18 protein-coding genes and 1 pseudogene are annotated in these 19,714 nt (G+C 72.0%); 6 read left to right on the top strand and 13 right to left on the bottom strand.

The window, feature by feature from the left end; genetic code table 11:
- The first annotated feature begins 70 nt into the window (after positions 1-70).
- Positions 71-1,219 carry a DNA polymerase III subunit beta gene (dnaN, locus tag HNR57_RS11985; protein ID WP_184559621.1) on the top strand — a complete coding sequence of 383 codons (1,149 nt, stop codon included), beginning with the start codon at positions 71-73 and terminating at the stop codon, positions 1,217-1,219.
- A 151-nt stretch (positions 1,220-1,370) separates the two neighbouring features.
- Positions 1,371-2,387 (top strand): sigma-70 family RNA polymerase sigma factor, encoded by a 1,017-nt coding sequence (locus tag HNR57_RS11980; RefSeq protein ID WP_184559620.1) that lies wholly within the window; start codon positions 1,371-1,373, stop codon positions 2,385-2,387.
- Here the strand turns inward: HNR57_RS11980 and HNR57_RS11975 are convergent.
- Positions 2,271-2,657, bottom strand: coding sequence for an STAS domain-containing protein (locus HNR57_RS11975; RefSeq protein WP_184559618.1), 387 nt, complete (start codon positions 2,655-2,657; stop codon positions 2,271-2,273). The genes HNR57_RS11980 and HNR57_RS11975 overlap by 117 nt on opposite strands.
- Before the next feature lie 91 nt (positions 2,658-2,748).
- Here HNR57_RS11975 and HNR57_RS11970 point away from each other — a divergent pair.
- Positions 2,749-2,967 (top strand): annotated as a pseudogene (locus HNR57_RS11970) (AEC family transporter); the annotation flags it as partial.
- A 1-nt stretch (position 2,968) separates the two neighbouring features.
- On the opposite strand, the gene HNR57_RS11965 reads toward HNR57_RS11970, so the two are convergent.
- From HNR57_RS11965 to HNR57_RS11920, 10 genes are all read right to left on the bottom strand, one after another.
- Positions 2,969-3,562, bottom strand: a complete 594-nt coding sequence (locus HNR57_RS11965) for a Uma2 family endonuclease (RefSeq protein ID WP_184559616.1) — start codon at positions 3,560-3,562, stop codon at positions 2,969-2,971.
- 96 nt (positions 3,563-3,658) lie between these two features.
- Complete coding sequence (locus HNR57_RS11960) at positions 3,659-4,936, bottom strand: thymidine phosphorylase (protein ID WP_184560380.1); 1,278 nt, start codon at positions 4,934-4,936, stop codon at positions 3,659-3,661.
- 91 nt (positions 4,937-5,027) lie between these two features.
- Positions 5,028-5,432 carry a cytidine deaminase gene (locus HNR57_RS11955; protein ID WP_184559614.1) on the bottom strand — a complete coding sequence of 135 codons (405 nt, stop codon included), beginning with the start codon at positions 5,430-5,432 and terminating at the stop codon, positions 5,028-5,030.
- Positions 5,429-6,694 (bottom strand): ABC transporter permease, encoded by a 1,266-nt coding sequence (locus HNR57_RS11950; protein WP_184559613.1) that lies wholly within the window; start codon positions 6,692-6,694, stop codon positions 5,429-5,431. The genes HNR57_RS11955 and HNR57_RS11950 overlap by 4 nt, the downstream gene beginning before the upstream one ends.
- The gene (locus HNR57_RS11945) at positions 6,691-7,809 is read right to left on the bottom strand and encodes an ABC transporter permease (RefSeq protein WP_184559611.1); all 1,119 of its coding nucleotides are present in this window, start codon (positions 7,807-7,809) and stop codon (positions 6,691-6,693) included. Before HNR57_RS11945 ends, HNR57_RS11950 begins: the two co-directional genes overlap by 4 nt.
- Entirely contained in the window at positions 7,809-9,380 is a 1,572-nt protein-coding gene (locus HNR57_RS11940; protein ID WP_184559610.1) for an ABC transporter ATP-binding protein, read from the bottom strand. Before HNR57_RS11940 ends, HNR57_RS11945 begins: the two co-directional genes overlap by 1 nt.
- 210 nt (positions 9,381-9,590) lie before the next feature.
- A complete protein-coding gene (locus HNR57_RS11935) occupies positions 9,591-10,640 on the bottom strand; it encodes a BMP family lipoprotein (RefSeq protein ID WP_184559608.1) in 1,050 nt (349 codons plus the stop codon).
- A 142-nt stretch (positions 10,641-10,782) separates the two neighbouring features.
- Positions 10,783-11,190 (bottom strand): hypothetical protein, encoded by a 408-nt coding sequence (locus HNR57_RS11930; protein WP_184559606.1) that lies wholly within the window; start codon positions 11,188-11,190, stop codon positions 10,783-10,785.
- Positions 11,191-11,281: 91 nt separating this feature from the next.
- Positions 11,282-12,325, bottom strand: a complete 1,044-nt coding sequence (locus HNR57_RS11925) for a BMP family lipoprotein (protein ID WP_184559604.1) — start codon at positions 12,323-12,325, stop codon at positions 11,282-11,284.
- A gap of 412 nt (positions 12,326-12,737) precedes the next feature.
- Positions 12,738-13,970 (bottom strand): M20 family metallopeptidase, encoded by a 1,233-nt coding sequence (locus HNR57_RS11920; RefSeq protein WP_184560378.1) that lies wholly within the window; start codon positions 13,968-13,970, stop codon positions 12,738-12,740.
- A gap of 289 nt (positions 13,971-14,259) precedes the next feature.
- Here HNR57_RS11920 and HNR57_RS11915 point away from each other — a divergent pair, with 289 nt between their 5' ends.
- The 3 genes from HNR57_RS11915 (at position 14,260) to HNR57_RS11905 (ending at position 16,790) form a co-directional block, all read left to right on the top strand.
- Positions 14,260-14,970: a class I SAM-dependent DNA methyltransferase gene (locus HNR57_RS11915; protein WP_221342470.1), complete on the top strand. Its 711-nt coding sequence runs from the start codon at positions 14,260-14,262 to the stop codon at positions 14,968-14,970.
- Between the two features lie 81 nt (positions 14,971-15,051).
- Positions 15,052-15,852 carry a methyltransferase domain-containing protein gene (locus tag HNR57_RS11910; protein WP_184559600.1) on the top strand — a complete coding sequence of 267 codons (801 nt, stop codon included), beginning with the start codon at positions 15,052-15,054 and terminating at the stop codon, positions 15,850-15,852.
- Positions 15,849-16,790, top strand: a complete 942-nt coding sequence (locus HNR57_RS11905) for an EamA family transporter (RefSeq protein ID WP_221342365.1) — start codon at positions 15,849-15,851, stop codon at positions 16,788-16,790. Before HNR57_RS11910 ends, HNR57_RS11905 begins: the two co-directional genes overlap by 4 nt.
- Before the next feature lie 26 nt (positions 16,791-16,816).
- Here the strand turns inward: HNR57_RS11905 and HNR57_RS40570 are convergent, their stop codons facing one another.
- Both HNR57_RS40570 and HNR57_RS11895 read right to left on the bottom strand, forming a co-directional pair.
- Entirely contained in the window at positions 16,817-18,526 is a 1,710-nt protein-coding gene (locus tag HNR57_RS40570; RefSeq protein WP_313673438.1) for a LuxR C-terminal-related transcriptional regulator, read from the bottom strand.
- Between the two features lie 81 nt (positions 18,527-18,607).
- Positions 18,608-19,672, bottom strand: a complete 1,065-nt coding sequence (locus HNR57_RS11895; protein WP_184559598.1) for a hypothetical protein — start codon at positions 19,670-19,672, stop codon at positions 18,608-18,610.
- Positions 19,673-19,714 lie beyond the last annotated feature (42 nt).

The raw sequence follows: 19,714 nt of genomic DNA, 5'->3' as shown, positions 1-19,714 counted from the left end.
GCCGGTTGTCAGTGCGTGCGGATAACGTCCGCGCCGACTGATCACCGGTTTCGAGCAGGGGGGATTTCACATGGAGTTGCGGGTCGACCGCACGGAGTTCGCCGACGCCGTGGGCCGGGCGGCACGCGCACTGCCCGGGCGGACACCTGTGCCGGTGCTGGGCGGGCTGCTGCTGGAGGCGGACGCGGGGCGGCTGGCCGTGACGGGGTTCGACTTCGAGGCCGCGGTCCGGGTGGAGGCCGACGCGGAGGTCGCGGCGCCCGGGCGGGTGCTGGTCCCGGGGCGGCGGCTGCTGGACGTCTGCCGGGTGCTGCCGGACGGGCCGGTGGGCTGTGTGCTGGAGGGCTCGCGGTTCACGGTGGAGGCGGACGGCACGCGCTTCGGCCTGTCGACGCTGCCGCTCGCGGAGTACCCGTCCCCGCCCGGGCCGCCCGCGCCCTACGGCACCGTCGGCGCCGCCGCCTTCGCGACCGCCGTCGCCCAGGTCGCGGTCGCCGCCGGACGCGACGACACGCTGCCCCTGCTGACGGGCATACAACTGCGCCTGGACGGCGGGGAGATGACCTTGTCGGCCTCGGACCGCTACCGGTACGCGGTGCGGCGGCTGGAGTGGAAGCCGGAGGCCGCCTCCGATGACGGGGCCGTGGAGACGCTGCTGCCCGCGCGGCGGCTGCTGGACGTGGCGCGGTCGCTGGGGCGGGCCGGGGACGTGCGGATCGGGTGGGAGCCGGGCGGGGGCGGCGGGCTGGTCGGCTTCGAGGGCGGGCGGACGCGGACCGCGCTGCGGCTGCTGGACGGGCGGCTGCCGGCGTACACGTCGCTGTTCGACATGGCGGGGGCCGCGGTCGCCGAGGTGGAGCGCGAGGACCTCGCTCAGGCGGTGCGGCGGGTCGCGGTGGTGGCGGAGGCGAACAGCCCGGTGCGGCTGGACTTCTCGGCCGGCGGATCCGTACGGCTGCGTGCCGGCTACGGCGACGACGTGGCGGCCCAGCGGCTGCCCGCCTCGCTGAGCGGCGCCGACGAGATGCCGGTGGCGTTCAACCCGGCCTACCTGCTGGACGCCCTGACGTCCTTCGAGAGCCGGCGGGTGCGGCTGGAACTGCTCGGGGCGGGGCAGCGGGCGCTGCTGCACGCCGTGCCGGGCGACGGGGAGGCGGATTCTGCCGCGGCGGCCAGGGAGCACCGGCATCTGCTCATGTCGGTCAAGGAGCTGATGTGAAGGCCCGCACGCCTGCCGTGGCAGGTCTGGATCACCGGCCTCCACCTGCGCCTTCGTGCGCTCGGGGGGCCGTTGTCAGTGGGCTGCGGTAGCTTCCGAAGTGCTGGAGCGCAAAGGCGCGTGAACAGAACGTCCACAGGGGTGGGTGGAGATGGCGAACGGCACGGCGGCACCGACGGATCTGGACACCAGGCTGGAGGCACACCGGACCGAGCTGACGGGGTACTGCTACCGGATGCTCGGCTCCTCCTTCGAGGCGGAGGACGCGGTGCAGGACACGATGGTCCGCGCCTGGCGCAGCTACGACAAGTTCGAGGGCCGCTCCAGCCTGCGCTCCTGGCTCTACCGCATCGCGACCAACGTGTGCCTGGACATGCTGACCGCGGGCAACAAGCGCGCCCGTCCCATGGACCTGACCGAGTCCACCCCGCTCGCCCAGGCCGCCCTCTCCCCCCGACCGGACAACACCTGGCTGGAGCCCATGCCGGACGCCCGTGTGCTGCCCACCACCGGTGACCCGGCGGAGGCGGCGATCGCCAAGGAGTCCGTGCGGCTCGCGTTCATGGCCGCCCTGCAGCAGCTCCCGGCCAAGCAGCGGGCCGTGCTGATCCTGCGCGAGGTCCTGGCCTGGAAGGCCAGTGAGGTCGCCGAGCTGCTGGACACCTCGGTGGCGTCGGTGAACAGCGCCCTCCAGCGGGCCCGCGCCACCCTGGCCGAGCGGCAGGAGCCGGGCGCCGAGGCAGCCGTCTCCGACCCGCTGGACGAGGACCAGCAGAAGCTGCTGGACCGCTACGTGGCGGCCTTCGAGGGCTACGACATGACGGCGCTGACGGCGCTGCTGCACGAGGACGCGGTCATGACGATGCCGCCGTTCGACCTGTGGCTGACCGGCGCGCGCGACATCACCGGCTTCATGACCACCCTCGGCGCGCCCTGCGCGGGCTCCCGGCTGGTGCCCGTCCAGGTCAACGGCCTGCCGGGGTTCGCCCAGTACAAGCCGGACCCGGACAAGGGCGGCTTCACGCCGTGGGCGGTCCAGGTGCTGGAGATCTCAGACGGCCGCATCACCGGGTTCCACTGCTTCCTCGACACCCAGCGCTGGTTCCCGCTCTTCGACCTCCCCCTCCACCTCGAAGCGGAGACCGACCAGGTCGAGCAGGGCGCGTAGGGCCGGGTCGGGGTCGCGCAGCCGGATCCGTCCCCCGGCCCGGCGGGCGGCCAGCTGGAGCCTCGCCAGCAGGTCGACGGCGGCGAGCCCGGGCGGCCCCAGGCCCGCGACATCGCACACCACGACCCGGGCACCGCTGCCGTGCAGCAGTGCCCGGACATCGTCGCTGAGCCCTCTCACCTCGTCCCGGGTGACGGGGCCGGGCAGTACGAGCACGGGCGGTGTCATGGCGTCCACGATCGGTAGACCGGGCGGGCGGCGGTAACTCATCGCGGCTGTCCGTCCTGCCGGCGCCGTAAGGATCACATTGACCTGGGCGGTGCCTTCCCCGGAGGGTTGGCTGTATGCCCCAACGATCATCCAGCCCCTGGCCGCCTGGGCCCTCGCAGCGGGCGTCTTCGGCCTCCACGGGGCGTCCCTGCTCGACGTGGTGGTGACGTCGGCGCTACCGGCCGCCCAGAACCTGTTCACCTACGCGAGCAGCTACCGCGTGGGCGAGGTGCTGGCGAGGGAGTCGATCCTGCTGTCGACGGTGCTGGCGGTGCCGGTGCTGGTGGTGGTGGCGGCGGTGCTGGGGTGACTCAGTTCTCGGCGAACTCGCCGGTGTCGAGTTCGAGGCCGAAGGGCTCGGGCAGCGCGATATGTTCTCCGAACTTGCCGGCGTCGAGAACCCGGTAGACATCCCGTTGCGGTTCGCCGTAGAGGGTGATGGTGGGACCGCCGGGGGCCCAGCCGTCGATGAGCAAGTACAACGGCACACCCGCCTGGGCGTAGCCTGCGGCCTTCTTGATCCGGTCGTGCGCCGCGTTCGACTTGGACGTGATCTCGACGATGAGTTCGGCGGCAGCCGCTGGGATGAAGTTGCCACCCTCGTCACGCAGTACCTGCCTGGGGGCTACTGCGAGATCAGGAATGTAGAGCCCGTCACGGGACGGGACCGCCGTCCCCAGAGTCTGGTAGATGCCCCAGTGCCTGGGGATGACCTCGTACAGAGCTCGCTGAACCAAGTCAGCGATGTCGTTGTGGGCGTTGGACGGCGGTGGCGCCACGGTGACGATCCCCTCGATGATCTCCACCTTGCAGCCCTCTGGCGCGTCCGTCTCCTGCCAGATCCGGACGAGGTCGTCCCACTCGTGCCCGTTGGTCGGCGAGTGGTCGACGGTGAGTGCGCTCATGGCGGTACTCCAATCAGTGCGTCACCGATCCCAGCATGCCGAACGGGACTGGTGCGGGTCCACCAGTCCCGTTCACCCGAACGAGAAAACCCCAGGTCAGGCGATGCGCTCCAGCACCACCGGCGACGCCGTGAAGGCCGTTCCCGGGGCCGCCACGTCGTAGGAGCCCTCGACCGCCTGGAGGGCGTACTCGAAGCGCTCCGGGGTGTCGGTGTGGAGGGTCAGCAGGGGCTGGCCCTCGGTCACCGTGTCGCCCGGCTTGGCGTGCATCTCGACGCCGGCGCCCGCCTGCACCGGGTCCTCCTTGCGGGCACGGCCCGCGCCGAGGCGCCAGGCGGCGACGCCGATGCCGTAGGCGTCGAGGCGGGTCAGCACGCCCGAGGCAGGGGCCTTGATCACATGCTGTTCGCGGGCCACCGGGAGCGCCGCGTCCGGGTCGCCGCCCTGGGCCGCGATCATCCGGCGCCAGACGTCCATCGCGGAGCCGTCGGCCAGGGCCTTCGCCGGGTCGGCGTCCTTCACTCCGGCCGCGTCCAGCATCTCGCGGGCCAGGGCGATCGTCAGCTCGACCACGTCCGCGGGGCCGCCGCCCGCCAGGACCTCCACCGACTCGCGGACCTCCAGGGCGTTGCCGGCGGTGAGGCCGAGGGGCGTGGCCATGTCCGTGAGGAGCGCGACCGTCTTCACGCCGTGGTCGGTGCCCAGGCCGACCATCGTGGAGGCCAGTTCGCGGGCGTCCTCGATGGTCTTCATGAAGGCGCCGGTGCCGACCTTCACGTCGAGGACCAGCGAGCCCGTGCCCTCGGCGATCTTCTTGGACATGATCGAGGAGGCGATGAGCGGGATGGCCTCGACCGTGCCGGTGACGTCCCGGAGGGCGTAGAGCTTCTTGTCGGCTGGGGCCAGGCCGTCGCCCGCGGCGCAGATCACCGCGCCGGTGGTGTCGAGGACGTTCAGCATCTCCTCGTTGGAGAGCAGCGCACGCCAGCCGGGGATCGCTTCGAGCTTGTCGAGCGTGCCGCCGGTGTGGCCGAGGCCGCGGCCGGACAGCTGCGGCACGGCCGCGCCGCAGGCGGCGACCAGGGGGGCCAGCGGCAGGGTGATCTTGTCGCCGACGCCGCCCGTGGAGTGCTTGTCGGCGGTGGGGCGGGACAGGGACGAGAAGTCCATGCGCTCGCCGGAGGCGATCATCGCGGCCGTCCAGCGGGCGATCTCGCGGCGGTTCATGCCGTTCAGCAGGATCGCCATGGCGAGGGCGGACATCTGCTCGTCGGCGACCTCCCCGCGGGTGTACGCGTCGATGACCCAGTCGATCTGCGCGTCGCTGAGTTCACCGCGGTCCCGCTTGGTGCGGATGACGGAGATGACGTCCATGGCCATGGCTTGGCTTCCTTCCGAGGGTTCCAGAAGCCGCACGGCCCCTCTGAGCCGGTCGCGTGAGCAACTCAGAGGGGCCGCACGGGAGTTACTTGCTGAGGTGTTCCGGGCCGAAGGCCTGGGGCAGCATCCGGGAGAGCGGCAGGATCCCCGCGGGGGTCTCCAGCAGGAGGTCCGGGCCGCCGAACTCGTGGAGCAGCTGGCGGCAGCGCCCGCACGGGACGAGCGTGTCGCCGTTGCGGTCGACGCAGGTGAAGTGCGTCAGACGGCCACCGCCGGTGTTGTGCAGCTCCGACACCAGACCGCACTCGGCGCACAGGCCGAGCCCGTACGAGGCGTTCTCGACGTTGCAGCCGGAGATGATCCGCCCGTCGTCGACCAGGGCCGCCGCACCGACCGGGTAGCCGGAGTAGGGGGCGTACGCCCGGGACATGGCGTCCCGGGCCACCGCGCGCAGCTTCTCCCAGTCGACGGCCGGGCCGGCGTCGGTCACTTGCCCTGCCCCTTCCGGTACGGCATGCCGTTCGCCCTCGGCATCCGCAGCCGCTGCGCGGACAGGGCGAGGACCACCAGGGTGATGACGTACGGCGTGGCGGAGACGACCTGGTTCGGGACCTCGTCGGTGGTCGCGTACCAGGCGAACACCAGGGCGGCGACGACCGCGGTGATCATCGACGGGGCGTACTTCTTGCGGACCACCAGGAAGATCGCACCGATGATCAGCAGCAGGGCGCCGAGCAGCAGCAGGGCGTGCACGTTGGCGGAGCCGCCGCGCAGGTTGAGGCTGTCGGTGTAGCCGAACAGGCCCGCGCCGAGGGCGAGGCCGCCCGGCATCCAGTTGCCGAAGATCATCGCCGCGAGGCCGATGAAGCCGCGTCCGCTGACCTGGCCCTCCAGGTAGAAGGGGTTGGCCACGATGGACAGGAACACACCGCCGAGGCCGGCCAGACCGCCGGAGACGACGACAGCGATGTACTTGTACTTGTAGACGTTGACGCCGAGGGACTCGGCGGCGACCGGGTTCTCGCCGCAGGAGCGCAGCCGCAGGCCGAAGGCCGTGCGCCACAGGATCCACCAGGTGGCGGGGATCAGCGCGATGGCGATCAGGGTCAGCCAGGACACGTTGGTGACCAGGCCGCCGAGCAGGCCCGCGATGTCGGAGACGAAGAACCAGCCCTGGTTGTTCAGGTCGCGCAGCGCGTCGGACAGTCCCGGCACCGTGAAGTTCCCGAGGGATTCCACCGCCGGGGACTGCTTGGCGGAGCCGCCGGTGTGGCCTTCGAAGGCGAGGGGCGCGAGGTAGCGGGTGGCGCCGAGGGCGAGGATGTTGATGGCCACACCGGAGACGATGTGGTTGACGTTGAAGGTGACGGTCACGAAGGCGTGCAGCAGACCGCCGATCGCGCCGCCGGCGATGCCCACCAGGACACCGGTCCACGGGCCCCACTGGAAGCCGGCCCAGGCGCCGAACCAGGTGCCGAGGATCATCATGCCTTCGAGGCCGATGTTGACCACGCCCGCGCGCTCGGCCCACAGACCGCCGAGACCGGCGAGGCCGATCGGCACGGCGAGCTGGAGCGCGGTGGACATCTGGCTGACGTTGGTGATGCCGTCGGCGCCCGTGATGATGCGGACGATCGAGGTGAGCGCCAGGCCTCCGGCGATGATGAGCAGCAGGACGGGCCACGACAGGCGTCGGCCGGTCGGCGCCGTGGGCTGCAGCGAGGGCTGGTTGACGTCGGTCGCGGTGGTCATCGGCCAGCCACCTCCTTCGTGTTCTGGGCGCCGAGGACGTGACCGGCGGCGAGTTCGGCACCTACGCGGCGCTGCTGGCGGCGCAGGCCCCATTCGCGGACGGCCTCGTAGGAGACGACGACCGAGAGCACGATCAGGCCCTGCATGATGACCGCGATCTCCTTGTCGTAGCCGTGGAAGTCGAGCTCGGGCGAGGCCTTGTCGAGCCAGGCCCACAGCAGGGCGGCGAAGGCGATGCCGACGGGGCTGTTGCGGCCCAGCAGGGCGATGCCGATGCCGAGGAAGCCGATGCCGGTGGGGAAGTTCAGGCTGTAGGTGTGGGTGTCGCCGAGCAGGATCGGCAGGCCGGCGAGGCCCGCGATGCCGCCGGAGATCAGCATGGCGCTGAGCACCATGCGCTTGGGGTCGACGCCGCTGGCCGCGGCGGCGGTCTGCGAGGCGCCGGAGGCGCGCAGGTCGAAGCCGAAGCGGGTGCGGTTGAGGACGACCCAGTAGCCGATGCCGAGCAGCACGGCGAGGAGCACCAGGCCGTAGATCTCGCCGGCCGCGCCCATCGGGATGCCGGGGATCCAGCCGGACTCGTACATCTCGCCGGTGGTGTTGTTGTTGCCGACCTTCACGCCGAAGACGTCCGGCAGCCACAGGTAGGCGATCACGGAGGTGGCGATCGCGTTGAGCATGATCGTGGCGACGACCTCGCTGACGCCGCGGGTGACCTTGAGGACACCGGCGATGCCGGACCAGAAGGCGCCGGTGAGGACGGCCGTCAGGAGCAGCAGCGGCACCTGGATCGCGGCGGGCGTGTTCACATGGGCGCCGACGATGGCGGCCATCATGGCGCCGAGCTGGTACTGGCCGTCGACGCCGATGTTGAACAGGTTCATCCGGAAGCCGATGGCCACCGCGAGGGCCGCGATGTAGTACATCGAGGCCTGGTTGATGATCAGGACCTGGATGTCGGAGAAGCTCAGCTGCTCGAACATCAGGGCGAACGGCTCGAAGGGGCTCTTGCCCGACGCGAGCAGCACGATCGCGCTCAGGACGAAGGCCACGGCCAGCGCGATGACCGGTCCGGCCACCGCGAGGAGCACGCGCTCCTTGTCGAACTTCTTCATCAGCGGGCCTCGTCTTCCGGAGACTCGGGGGCGTCGGCCTTCGAGATCTCGGGGGTGTCGTCGTGCTCCAGGTGCCCGGTGGCGGCACCGGTCATGGCCGAGCCGAGCTCCTCGGGGGTGATGGTGGCCGGGTCGGCGTCCGCGACCAGCTTGCCGTTGTAGATCACGCGCAGCGTGTCGGACAGGCCGATCAGCTCGTCGAGGTCGGCGGAGATCAGCAGCACGGCCAGGCCCTCGCGGCGCGCCTCGCGGATGTGGTCCCAGATGGCGGCCTGGGCACCGACGTCCACGCCCCGGGTGGGGTGTGCGGCGATGAGGAAGCGCGGCTTGTGGCTCATCTCGCGGCCGACGATCAGCTTCTGCTGGTTGCCGCCGGACAGGGAGGCGGCGGTGACGTCGATGCCGGGGGTGCGGACGTCGTACTCCGTGACGATCCGCCGGGTGTCCTCCTGGGCCGCCTTCGGGTCCAGCCAGACGCCCTTGGCGAGGGGCTTCTCGGTGACGTGGCCGAGGATGCGGTTCTCCCAGAGGGGAGCCTCCAGGAGGAGGCCGTGGCGGTGCCGGTCCTCGGGGATGTAGCCGATGCCCTGCTCGCGGCGGCGGCGGGTGGGCCAGGCGGTGATCTCCTCGTCGGCGAGCCGGATGGTGCCGGTGTCGGCGGAGCGGAGGCCGATGAGGGCGTCGACGAGCTCGGTCTGGCCGTTGCCCTCGACGCCGGCGATGCCGAGGACCTCGCCCGCGTGGATGGTGAAGCTGATGTCGTCCAGGAGGGCCTTGCCGCCCGGGGCCGCCAGGCGCAGCTTGTCGACGCTGATGACCGGGCGGTCGGTGACCGTGGACTCGGCCGTCTCGGGCGTGGGCAGCTCGCTGCCGACCATCATCTCGGCGAGCTGACGGGGCGTCGTCTCGGCGGGGACGGCCGTGCCGACGGTGGTGCCGCGGCGGATGACGGTGATCTCGTCGGCGACGGAGAGCACCTCGCCGAGCTTGTGCGAGATGAAGATGACCGACAAGCCCTCGGAGCGCAGTTCGCGCAGGTTGGCGAAGAGGGCGTCGACCTCCTGCGGCACGAGCACGGCGGTCGGCTCGTCGAGGATGAGGGTGGTGGCGCCGCGGTAGAGGACCTTGAGGATCTCCACGCGCTGGCGGGCGGCGACGCCGAGCTCCTCGACGAGGAGGTCGGGTTCCACGCCGAGGCCGTAGCGCTCGGAAAGCTCCCTGATCTTGCGGCGGGCCTTGGCGCCGATGCCGTAGAGGTTCTCGCTGCCGAGGACCACGTTCTCGAGGACCGTGAGGTTGTCGGCGAGCATGAAGTGCTGGTGGACCATGCCGATGCCGCGGACGATGGCGTCGGCCGGCGACGCGAAGCTGACCTGCTCGCCGCTCACGGCGATGGTGCCCTCGTCCGGCTTCTGCATGCCGTAGAGGATCTTCATCAGCGTCGACTTGCCGGCGCCGTTCTCGCCGACGAGGGCGTGCACGGTGCCCTTGCGGACGGTGAGGTGGATGTCGTGGTTGGCCACGACACCGGGGAAACGCTTGGTGATCCCGGCGAGTTCGACGGCGGTCACCGATTCGTTGACCGCCGCTCCGGCCGGAGGGCTGCTGGACGCGTTGATGGCGCACTCTCCTGGGGACGGGGGCCGTCTACGCGCGTAGCGCCCCTACGGCATACAAAGGGGCCGACGCCCCGCGACAACGGGGCACGAGGAGCAGCTCCCCGTACCCCGTCGGGCGGACGTAACCCCGGGGGTTACCGCCTGCTTCGAGGCAGTCGCTCGTCAGCTGCTCTTGACCTTGATCTCGCCGCTGATGATCTTCTCCTTGGCCGTCTTGATGGCTGCCTGGAGCTCGGCGTCGTCCGCGAACTTCGGGTTGGAGTTCGACAGGCTCACTTCGCCGGTCTTCAGATCGCCACGAACGATACCGGTCTCGGGCTTACCGTCCTCGACCGACTTCGCCAGGTTGTACACCGCCTTGGCGACATCCTTCATCGCCGAGGTCAGGATGGAGTCCTTGTACTTGGCGAGGGCTTCCTGCTGGTACTGGTCGGAGTCGACACCGATGGCCCACACCTTGTTGGCGGCGGCGGCCTCGATGACACCCTGGCCGGACAGGCCGGCGGCCGCGTAGACGACGTCGGCCTTCTTCTCGATCTGGCCCTCGGCGGCCGTCTTGCCCTTGTCGGGGCTGGCGAAACCGCCCTCCTCGGCCGTCTGGGTGAGGTACTGGGAGAGCACCTTGACCTTCGGGTCGGTGTCCTTCACGCCCTGCGCGAAGCCCGCCTGGAACTTGTGGATCAGCGGGATGTCCACACCGCCGACGAAGCCGACGACCTTCGTCTTGCTGGTCTTGGCGGCGGCGACGCCGGCCAGGTAGGAGGCCTGCTCCTCGTTGAAGACCAGGTCGGCCACGTTCTTGGTGTTGATCGTGGAGTCGTCGACGATGCCGAAGGTGGTGTCCGGGAACTTCGCGGCGGCACCCTTCACGGCCGAGGCGTACGCGTAGCCGACGCCGATGACCGGGTTGTAGCCCTGCTTGGCGAGGGACGCCAGGCGCTGCTCCTTGTCGGCGTCCGTCTCGCCCTCGGTGGGCTCCACGTCGGCCGTCTGGTACCCGAACTCCTTCTTCGCCTGCTCCAGGCCCGCGTACGCGGCGTCGTTGAAGGACTGGTCGCCCTTGCCGCCGACGTCGTAGGCGATGGCGAGACCCTTGTCGCCCTTCGAGTCCGACGACCCGGCGGAGGTCGAGGTGCCGCCGCAGGCGGAGAGCGCGAGGGCCAGGGAGGCGGTCGCTGCGCCTGCGACCGTGATCCGGGAAATCCGGCGCATGTGTGGGTGCTCCTGTCGTACAACGAGGTCGCACAGCGCCGGGACGGTTCAGCTTCAGCGCTGGCTTCGCCGCAGATTAACGCGCGTAGACCTGCCTGAAAACCCCTTCTGTCCACCTTGTTATGCGCCCGTGGCCAAGCCATCACCGGTCCTTGGCCGGGGCGTTGCCGACCGCAAACGGGGGGTGGCGCTGGGTGATCCGCTGCGGCGGCTGCTTCCGCGGGGCCTCGATCGGCGGGTTGGGCGGCTTAACCGGGAGGTCTGCGCGGGCCGGTCCGTCCGGGTCGGCGCCCGGCACCGCGCGCCCGCGTCCGCCCGACGCGTCGGCGTCGTCTGCCACCGCCGCCCAGCGCGGCGTCGGCGACCCGGAAGCGGCCCGGGCTGCGCGGGCCGGTCCCCGCCGGACCACACGGTTGCGCGGGCCGGTCTGCGCCGGACCGCCCGGGTCGGCGCGGGCACGCGCGCTGCGTCCGCCCGGCGCGTCGGCGGCCGCGGCCGCCCCGCGGACCGTCGGCGACTCCGGGGTGGCCCGGGCGCGTTCGTCCGGCAACTTCCGGCAACCGGGGCGCCCGGGCCGGGAAGCACGGAGCGGGCGGACACCCTGGGGTGTCCGCCCGCTCTGCTGCGGTACTGCTCGGCTGCTACTCGGTCTTCACCTTGATGGAGCCGTCGACGATGCCCTGCTTCGCCTTGTCCACGGCCTCCTTGAGGCCCGCGACCTTCGCGAACTCGGGGTTCGACTCGGACAGGCCCACGCCGTCGACCTTCAGGTCGAAGGTCTTCGTGCCGGTCAGCGGCTTGCCGTCCTGGACCGACTTGGACAGGTCGTAGACCGCTCCGCCGATGTCCTTGAGCGCGGACGTGAGGATGTAGTTCTTGTACGGGGCCAGAGCGGCCTGCTTGTACTGGTCGGAGTCGACGCCGATCGCCCAGACCTTCGCCTTGGCGGCGGCCTCGATCACGCCCTGTCCGGACAGGCCGGCGGCCGCGTAGAGCACATCGGCCTTCTTCTCGATCTGGCCCTCGGCGGCGGCCTTGCCCTTGTCCGGGCTGGCGAATCCGCCCTCTTCGGCCGTCTGGGTGAGGTACTGCGACAGGACCTCCACCCCGGGCTTGGTGTCCTTGACACCCTGCGTGTAGCCGGCCTCGAACTTGTGGATCAGCGGGATGTCCACGCCGCCCACGAAGCCGACGACGTCGCTCTTCGTGGCCTTGGCGGCGGCGACACCGGCGAGGTACGAGGCCTGCTCCTCGGCGAAGACGAGGGAGGCGACGTTCTTGCCCTCGACCACGGAGTCCACGATGCCGAAGGTGGTGTCCGGGTACTTGGAGGCCACGGCCTTCATCGCCGGGGCGTAGGCGAACCCGACGCCGATGACCGGGTTGTAGCCCTGCTTGGCGAGCGACGCCAGGCGCTGCTCCTTGTCGGCGTCCGTCTCGCCCTCGGTGGGCTCGATGTCGGCCGTCTTGTAGCCGAACTCGTCCTTGGCCTTCGTCAGGCCGGCGTAGGCGGCGTCGTTGAAGGACTGGTCGCCCTTGCCGCCGACGTCGTACGCGATCGCGACGCCGCGCTCGCTGCTGTCGCTGTCACCGCTGTCGCTGCTGGTGCCGCCGCAGGCCGTGGCGACGAGCCCGAGCGACGCGACCCCCACCGCGACGCGGGTCAGTTTGGAAATCCGACGCATCTGAAGTTCCCCATTCTCCAAAGCCCCGCAGTGGGTGCTCGGTTCGGCGCACATTAACGCGCGTAGACACTCCTGGGAACGGTTCGCCGCGGGGCCGTTATCCATTCGTGCCGATGGCCGGTTACGCCCTTGTGAACCACGGGATCGAACGGGGTCGAAAGGTGTACTCGGCGACACGGCGCGTGTCTACCTCGCCACGCGCACCAGGCTGCCGTGAGGCTGCGCCGCTCGCAACCGGGGCCCGTCGGGTTGGGCCGGGCCGTGTGAGGTCGCCGGTCGGCTGCGGCGGCGTGGTGGCTGGTCGCGCAGTTCCCCGCGCCCCCAGGAAGGGCGGGCCCGCCCCCGCCCTTCGAGAAGGCGAGGTTTCCACCCGCCCCCAAGAAGGTCGGGTTTCCGTGCCCCGAGAAGGGGCCTAGCGGAGGCCGTTGACCAGGGCTGCGGCTGTGAAGAGTTCCACTCCCACCGTGATGGCGGACTCGTCGACGTCGAAGTCGCCCTGATGGAGGTCGCGTACGTGGCGTTCGCCGGGGGTGCGGACGCCCAGGCGGGCCATGGCGCCGGGGACGTGCTCCAGGTACCAGGAGAAGTCCTCGCCGCCGAGGCTCTGCTCGGTGCCCTCGACGGACTCGACGCCGCGCCGGGCGATCATGGCGTCGCGCAGCAGCTCGGTGACGCCGGGCTCGTTGACGACCGGCGGGACGCCGCGCACGTAGTTGATCTCCGACTTGGCGCGGTGGAGGTTGGCGACCTCGTCGATGGCCGCGACCACGACGTCGGGGGCCTGCCGCCACGCCTCGAGGTCGAGGCAGCGCACCGTGCCGGAGAGCTCAGCGTGCTGCGGGATCACGTTGGGCGCGTGGCCCGACTCGACGCGGCCCCAGGTGATGGCGAGCCCGCTGCGGCTGTCGAAGCGGCGGCCGACCAGCGCGGGCACGTCCGTGACGACGCGGGCCGCGGCGGTGACCAGGTCGGTCGTGAGGTGGGGGCGGGCGGTGTGGCCGCCCGGGCCGTCGAGGCCGATCTCCAGCCGGTCGCAGGCGGAGGTGATGGGGCCCTCGCGGAGCCCGATCCTTCCGGCGTCCACACGAGGGTCGCAGTGCACGGCGATGATCGCGCCGACCCCTTCCAGCGCCCCGCTCTTGATGGCGTCGGCCGCGCCGCCGGGCAGCACCTCCTCGGCCGGCTGGAAGATCAGCCGGACGGGGCGGGGCAGCGCGCCCTGCCGGTGCAATGCGGCGAGGACCAGGCCTGCGCCCAGGACGACGGTGGTGTGCACGTCGTGGCCGCAGGCGTGCGCGCGGTCGGGCACGGTCGAGCGGTACGGGCACTCCGTCTTGGTGTCCGGGATGGGCAGGCCGTCGATGTCGGCCCGCAGGGCGAGCATGCTGGGGCCTCCGTCCCACTGGTCGCCCTCCACGCCGATGTCACAGACGAGTCCGGTCCCCACGGCGAGGACGCGCGGCTTGAGGCCGGCCCGCTCGAGCCGCTCCTTGATCGCGGCGGTCGTGCGGAACTCCTGGTTGCCGAGCTCCGGGTGCATGTGCATGTCGCGTCGGAACGCGATGAGCTCGGCCCGCAGAGCGTCGGGCAGTGCACCGGGAAGTACGGCTCCGCCGGGAAGATCGACCTCGGACTCCAGTGACATCAGTGGCTTCACCCTTTGAAGGGTAGGGCGCCGAGGCGGTCGACCGACCCTGGATCAACAAAACTTCAACCCGAAAGGGGAAGAAAATATGACCGCCGGACGCATAGCTATCAAGTGAGATGGGTATGCTCGCCTGCCTTTTGGGACGGGACGGGCCATCCATCTCCCGGAGTGTGACTTCGACCACACCAGCGTCACGACTCCGGTATCCATCCATCCTCTCCACGGATACCACGCTCTGCGCGGCGAACACGGGCTTGTTCATCTGCCGGACGAGCGCCCCGCTAATCTGCGCCCCGTGCGCGCCCCCGATTTCTTACAGTCCACGCAGGCCTCGTACGACGCGATCGCCGAGGCCTATGCCGCCGAGCACCCCGACAGTCTGGCCGGGAGACCGCTGGAGCTGGCCCTGCTGACGGCCTTCGTGGAGCTGGCCCGGGCGGCCGGGACGGCCGGGCGGCCGCCGGTCGCGGACATCGGCAGCGGTCCGGGGTACGTCACGGCGCGGCTGCACGAGGCCGGGCTGCCGGTGTTCGGGATCGACGCGTCGCCCCGCATGGTGGCCCTGGCCCGCCGGGCGCACCCGGAGCTGCGCTTCCACGTCGGTTCGATGACGGCGCTGGACCTGCCCGAGGAGACGCTGGGCGGCATCGTCGCGCTCTACTCGATCATCCATGTGCCGGACGATCACCTGCCGTCCGTCTTCGCCGGGTTCCGCCGCGTCCTGCTGCCGGGGGCGCCGGTGCTGCTCGGTTTCCAGTCCGGGGACGAGGACGGGCATCAGCGCCTGAGAGAGCGCTACGGGAAGGAGATCTCGCTCGACTACCACTGGCGCACTCCGGAGACGGTCGCCGGGCACCTCGAAGAGGCGGGCCTGGAGATGTACGCCCGGGTGCTGCGCGCGCCCCAGGGCGAGGAGAAGATGCCGCGCGCCTTCCTCCTGGCCCGCAGACCGGCGCCCGCGCCGTCAGGCGTTTTTCGGCCAAGCGGTCGCGGCTAGGTAGAACTACCGAAGCCCCCACGCCCGGCGCGCCGGTAGAAACGAGCCTCGTCGGTCGCGGAGTGGTGGAAGGACGTTCGCATGCCCCTGCCTGGTCATTCGGTTCACAGTGCGCTGGCCACCAGCCTGGACGCGGTCCCCGGACAGCGGGTGCTCGACCTCGGGTGCGGGACCGGCGGGACACTCCAGGCGGTGGCGTCGAGAGCCCCCGGTGCGGTGCTGTACGGCTGTGACGTCGACCCCGGTGCGGTGGCGGCCGCGCGGGCCCTGCTGGGGCAGGCCGCCGAGATCGAGGTGCACGACCTGGACAAGCCCACCCGGTACCCGGCCGGGAGCATGGACGCGGTGGTCTGCCACGACGTCCTGGAGTTCCTGCGCGACCCGGGGGCGCTGATCGACGAGGTGGCCCGGCTGCTGCGGCCGGGTGGGACGGCGGTGATCTCGCACACCGACTACGACGCGCTGGTGATACGCGCCGGCGACCCGGAGCTGACCCGGGCCGTCTGCCACGGGTGGGCGGAGTTCCCGGAGGAGTGGATGCGGTTCAGCGACGCCTGGATGGGACGCAAGGCCGCATCACTGGTGCGCAAGAGTCTGCTGCGGCTGGAACGGGTCGACACGCACGTGACGGTGTGCACCGAACTGGCCGGGTTCGCCCGGCACCGCGTCGACCAGATCGCCGCGGCCCTGCGGGAGCGCGCGCTGCGCGGGACGGGCCCGCTGCCGGCCGCCGAGATCGACGCGTGGACGGGTGCCGTGGAACGGGCCGCCCGGGACGGGGAGTTCTTCTACGCGGAGACGGCCTTCCTCGTCCGGGCGACCCTCGAGCACGACCCCGCTCCCGCCCCCGCCGTGACGAGTGCCGGAGCCGTCGGGGCATGACCGCCGTAGCGCCCGCATCGCCGCACGTGCCCGCGGCCCGCGCCGCCGCACCCGCGCTGGCGGCCACCGTCTGCGCCATGGTCAGCGTGCAGACCGGGGCCTCCCTCGCCGTGCTGCTCTTCGACCGGGTGTCGCCCGCCGGGACCGCCTGGCTGCGGCTGAGCTGCGCGGCCGTGCTGCTGCTCTTGTGGACCCGGCCGCGGATCAGGCGTCTGCCGCGCAGGGACCTCGGTGCGGCGGCGGCGCTGGGCGGGGCGAGCGCGGTGATGACCCTGTGCTCGTTCCAGGCGATCGACCGGCTGCCGCTGGGGACGGTCAGCGCGGTGGAGTTCGCGGGACCGCTGCTCGTCGCGGTAGCGGGTTCACGGCGGCGCGCCGACCTGTGCTGGCCGCTGCTCGCGCTGGCGGGGGTGCTGCTGCTCACCCGGCCCTGGGAGGCGTCCGCGGACTGGCCGGGGATCGGGTTCGCGCTCGGTGCCGCGGTGGGGCTGGCGGGCTACATCCTCCTGACCCAGCGCGTCGGCGACCGGCTGCCGGGGCAGCAGGGGGTCGCGCTGGCCACCGCCGCCGCGGCCCTGTGCACCGGCGTGGTGGCAGCCGGCGGGGCGCAGGCGGACTGGTTCGATCCGGGCGTACTGGCGGTCACGGCCCTGGCCGCCGTGCTGCTGCCGATCCTCCCGCACCTGCTGGAGCTGTTCGCCCTGCGCCGGCTGACGGCGGGGGCGTTCGGCACGCTGATGAGCCTGGAGCCCGCGGTCGCGACCGGCATCGGTTTCGTGGTGCTGTCCCAGAGGCCCGACGCGCTGCAGGCGGCCGGCGTGGCCCTGGTCTGTGTGGCGGGAACGGCCGCCTGCCGCAGCGGTACGCGCGACGCACCCCCGCTGCCGACCGCGGATCAGCCCGCCGCCGCCCCGCTCCCCCCGTGCCCGGAGCGCTGAGGAAGCCCGGCCGCCGTCCCCCTCGGTCACCCGTCGCCCGTTCCCCGGCCGCCTCCTCCCCCGCCCTCCTGGGCGGAGCGGACGTACCAGGCCACGGCCTCCGCGCGGTTGCGCACGCTGAGGCGGGTCAGCAGCTGGGCCACGTGGGCGTTCACCGTGCGGACGCTGAGGCGCAGTTCCGTGGCGATCTCCCGGTCCGTGCGGCCCTGGGCGAGACGGGCGATCACCTCGCGCTGCCGGGGGGTCAGCGCGAGCGCCGGTAACGGGCGCGGTTCCGCCTCCGGGTGCCGCTCGGGGCTGTGGGCCGCGCGCAGGCGCGCGATCTCGTCCAGGCAGGGCCGCGCCCGCATCGGCCTGGCGATCCGCTCGGCCTCGTCGAGCAGGAGGGCTGCGTGCTCGTCGCCCGGCCGGTGGCAGGCCGCGCGGCCCAGCAGGGCGTGGACCAGCCGGGCACGGGCGTGGGTACGGCGGAACACCCAGATCGCGGTCTCCCAGTGCCCCGCCTCGTCGGTGTCCGGCCCGGACGATCCCGTTCCGCCGGCCGCCCGGGCCACCTCCGCCCTCGCCACCGCCGCCACTCCGTCGGTCAGCTCGTACGGGGCGGCGACGTGATGCCGCACCCGGGCGAGGACGGCCTCCAGGGTCTCCAGCAGCCGGTGCGGCGCGCACTCGGGGTGGAGCATGGGCGGTTTGGCCCCGGTCGTCTGGACCCGGATCGCGGAGGCGAGCGCGTCGACGACGTACAGGCCGCTGCTGGGCGGTGCCAGGTGGCCGCGGGCCAGTTCGAGCGCGCGGCCGGTCAGTTCCTCGACGGCGGCGTGGTCACCGAGCCGGGCGGCGGCGGCGAGGGCGAGGCTGAGCAGGTAGGCCTCGTGCAGGGGGCTGCTGGACGCCACCAGGCGGACGAACGGCGGGGCCGGGTCCGGTTCCCGGCCGCGCCAGGTCAGCAGCCAGGAGCGTACGAGGGTCTCCTCGACCTCGTTGAGGGAACCGTGCCGCTCGCCCGGTGCGGGAGCGCCGAGCAGTTCGTCGGCCTCGGTCCAGCGTCCGGCCTCGATCAGGTCCTCGATGAGCGCCAGCCGCAGGGTGTTGCCCTCCTCGGTGGTCAGCTCCCCGTGGTCGGCCGCGTAGGTCATGCCCGCGCCGCGGATGCGGGCGGCGTCGGCGACGTTCCCGGTGCGCAGGTAGGTGGCGCGGGCCTCGTTGAAGTAGGAGCGCACGACCAGGTGGTGGCGGCCGGACTCGATGCCCAGGCGCCGGGCGCGCCGGGTGTGCCGCAGGGACTCGTCCAGGTTGCCGAGGGTGAGGGCGGCTTCCGCGACGATCGTGCTCACGAACGTCTCCAGTGCGCCGTCACCGGTCGCGCGGGCCAGCTCGGCGGCTTCGGCCAGGGCCCGTACGCCCTCCTCGGTCCGGCCGCGCCGCAGCCGGGCGAGGCCGCCGGAGCACAGCACACGGATCCGGTCCCGCGGCGGCGCGTCGGGGGTGAGCTCGGCGAGGGACTGCTCGAAGTAGTCGTGCTCCCAGCTGGTGCTTCCGGCGTCGAGATAGCGGCCGAGGTGCTCCAGGAGGAGGGCACCGGAGTGGGCCGCCGTGCGCCCGGCCTCGGCCAGCGCCCGGACCGCGATCCGGTGTGCCTCGTCGGCCCGGCCCGAGAGGAAGGCGCGTTCGGCCTGTCTGCGGAGGGTCTCGGCTCGGCTCGGAGCGTCGTGTTCCTCGTGTCCGGCCGCTGCCACAGCCCGCCCTCTCCCCCGGCGTCTTCCCAGGTCAGAGGGTAGCAAGCCACGGCATGGTGCCCCGGACCGGCGCCCGGAACCTCAGACCGCCTGCACCGCTGACAGGCGGTGCACGTCCCGGGCCGTGCCCGTGACCCCGGACAGGAAGCCCTGGGCTCGTGGGGAGGCGTTCTCGGTCAGCCAGGCCGGGTCGATGTCGCAGACCGCCACGCGGACCTCCGTGCCGGACAGGGCGAGGGGGAGGGTGTGGACGACCGTGGAGGGGAAGCTGAGGATCATGCGGCCGATGGGGCCGCGGCGGGCGATCAGTTCCAGGGGGAGCTCGGGCCGGACGATCTCCAGGCCCGTGTCGACCGCGAGGCGGTGGAGCTTGTCGGTGCTCTCGCGGCGGTGGGCGAAGTAGCGCGTGGCGCCGTGGGTCTTCGCCAGGACGCGGACGGCCTCCAGGTAGCGGCCGTCGTCCACCACGCCGGTCTCGACCAGGGACGTGCCCACCATGTCGGCGCCCTTGGTGATGCGGGGCGGGCCGAAGCGGGCCCGGGTCCAGGCGAAGGTGTTGGCGCCGACCGTGACGCCCGCCGGTGTGTCCGCCATCGGCATGGAGGAGAAGATCTCGATGCGGCGGCTGCCGGAGGGGGTCAGGCGGCGGCGGGCCGAGGCCGACACCGGCGCGAAGATGACGTCTCGGGGTCCGGGGCGGCCGCCCTTGCGGTGCCAGCGCACCAGCCGCTCGCCCCGGGCCAGCTGCCCGACGAACTCCATGGTCGCCGTGCCGTCGTCGACGACGACCAGGTCACGGGCGTGGGTGATCGTCAGCAGCAGCTGGACGTAGCGGGAGAAGGGATCCCCCAGCACGACCCGGTGCGCCCTGCGGAGCAGGCCGGTCAGGCCGCCGATGGTCTGGAAGGGCGCCAGGGGTCCGCCGCGCGCTTCCTCCCAGCGGACCTGGTGCCCCTCGTCGCGGGCCAGGTCGGACATCCGCCGCAGCTGGCCGCGCGTCATCGGGTCGAGGGGCGACAGCACCACGAGGGTGAGCCCCACGCCGGGCGCGTGCGCGTGCGCCCACTCCAGCACGTTCAGCAGCTGTACCGGACTCTCGACGAAGGCGAGGGTGTGGGGGCCGGCGTTCCCGGCGCGGGGGCTCATCGACGTACGACCGTCCCGTCGTAAGGGGGGTTGTGGGGGTGG

This window comes from Streptomyces paradoxus (assembly GCF_014202475.1).
Classification (GTDB): Bacteria; Actinomycetota; Actinomycetes; order Streptomycetales; family Streptomycetaceae; genus Streptomyces; species Streptomyces paradoxus.
Note: the sequence above shows the minus strand (reverse complement) of the source record. Positions and strands in the feature narration are given on the sequence as shown.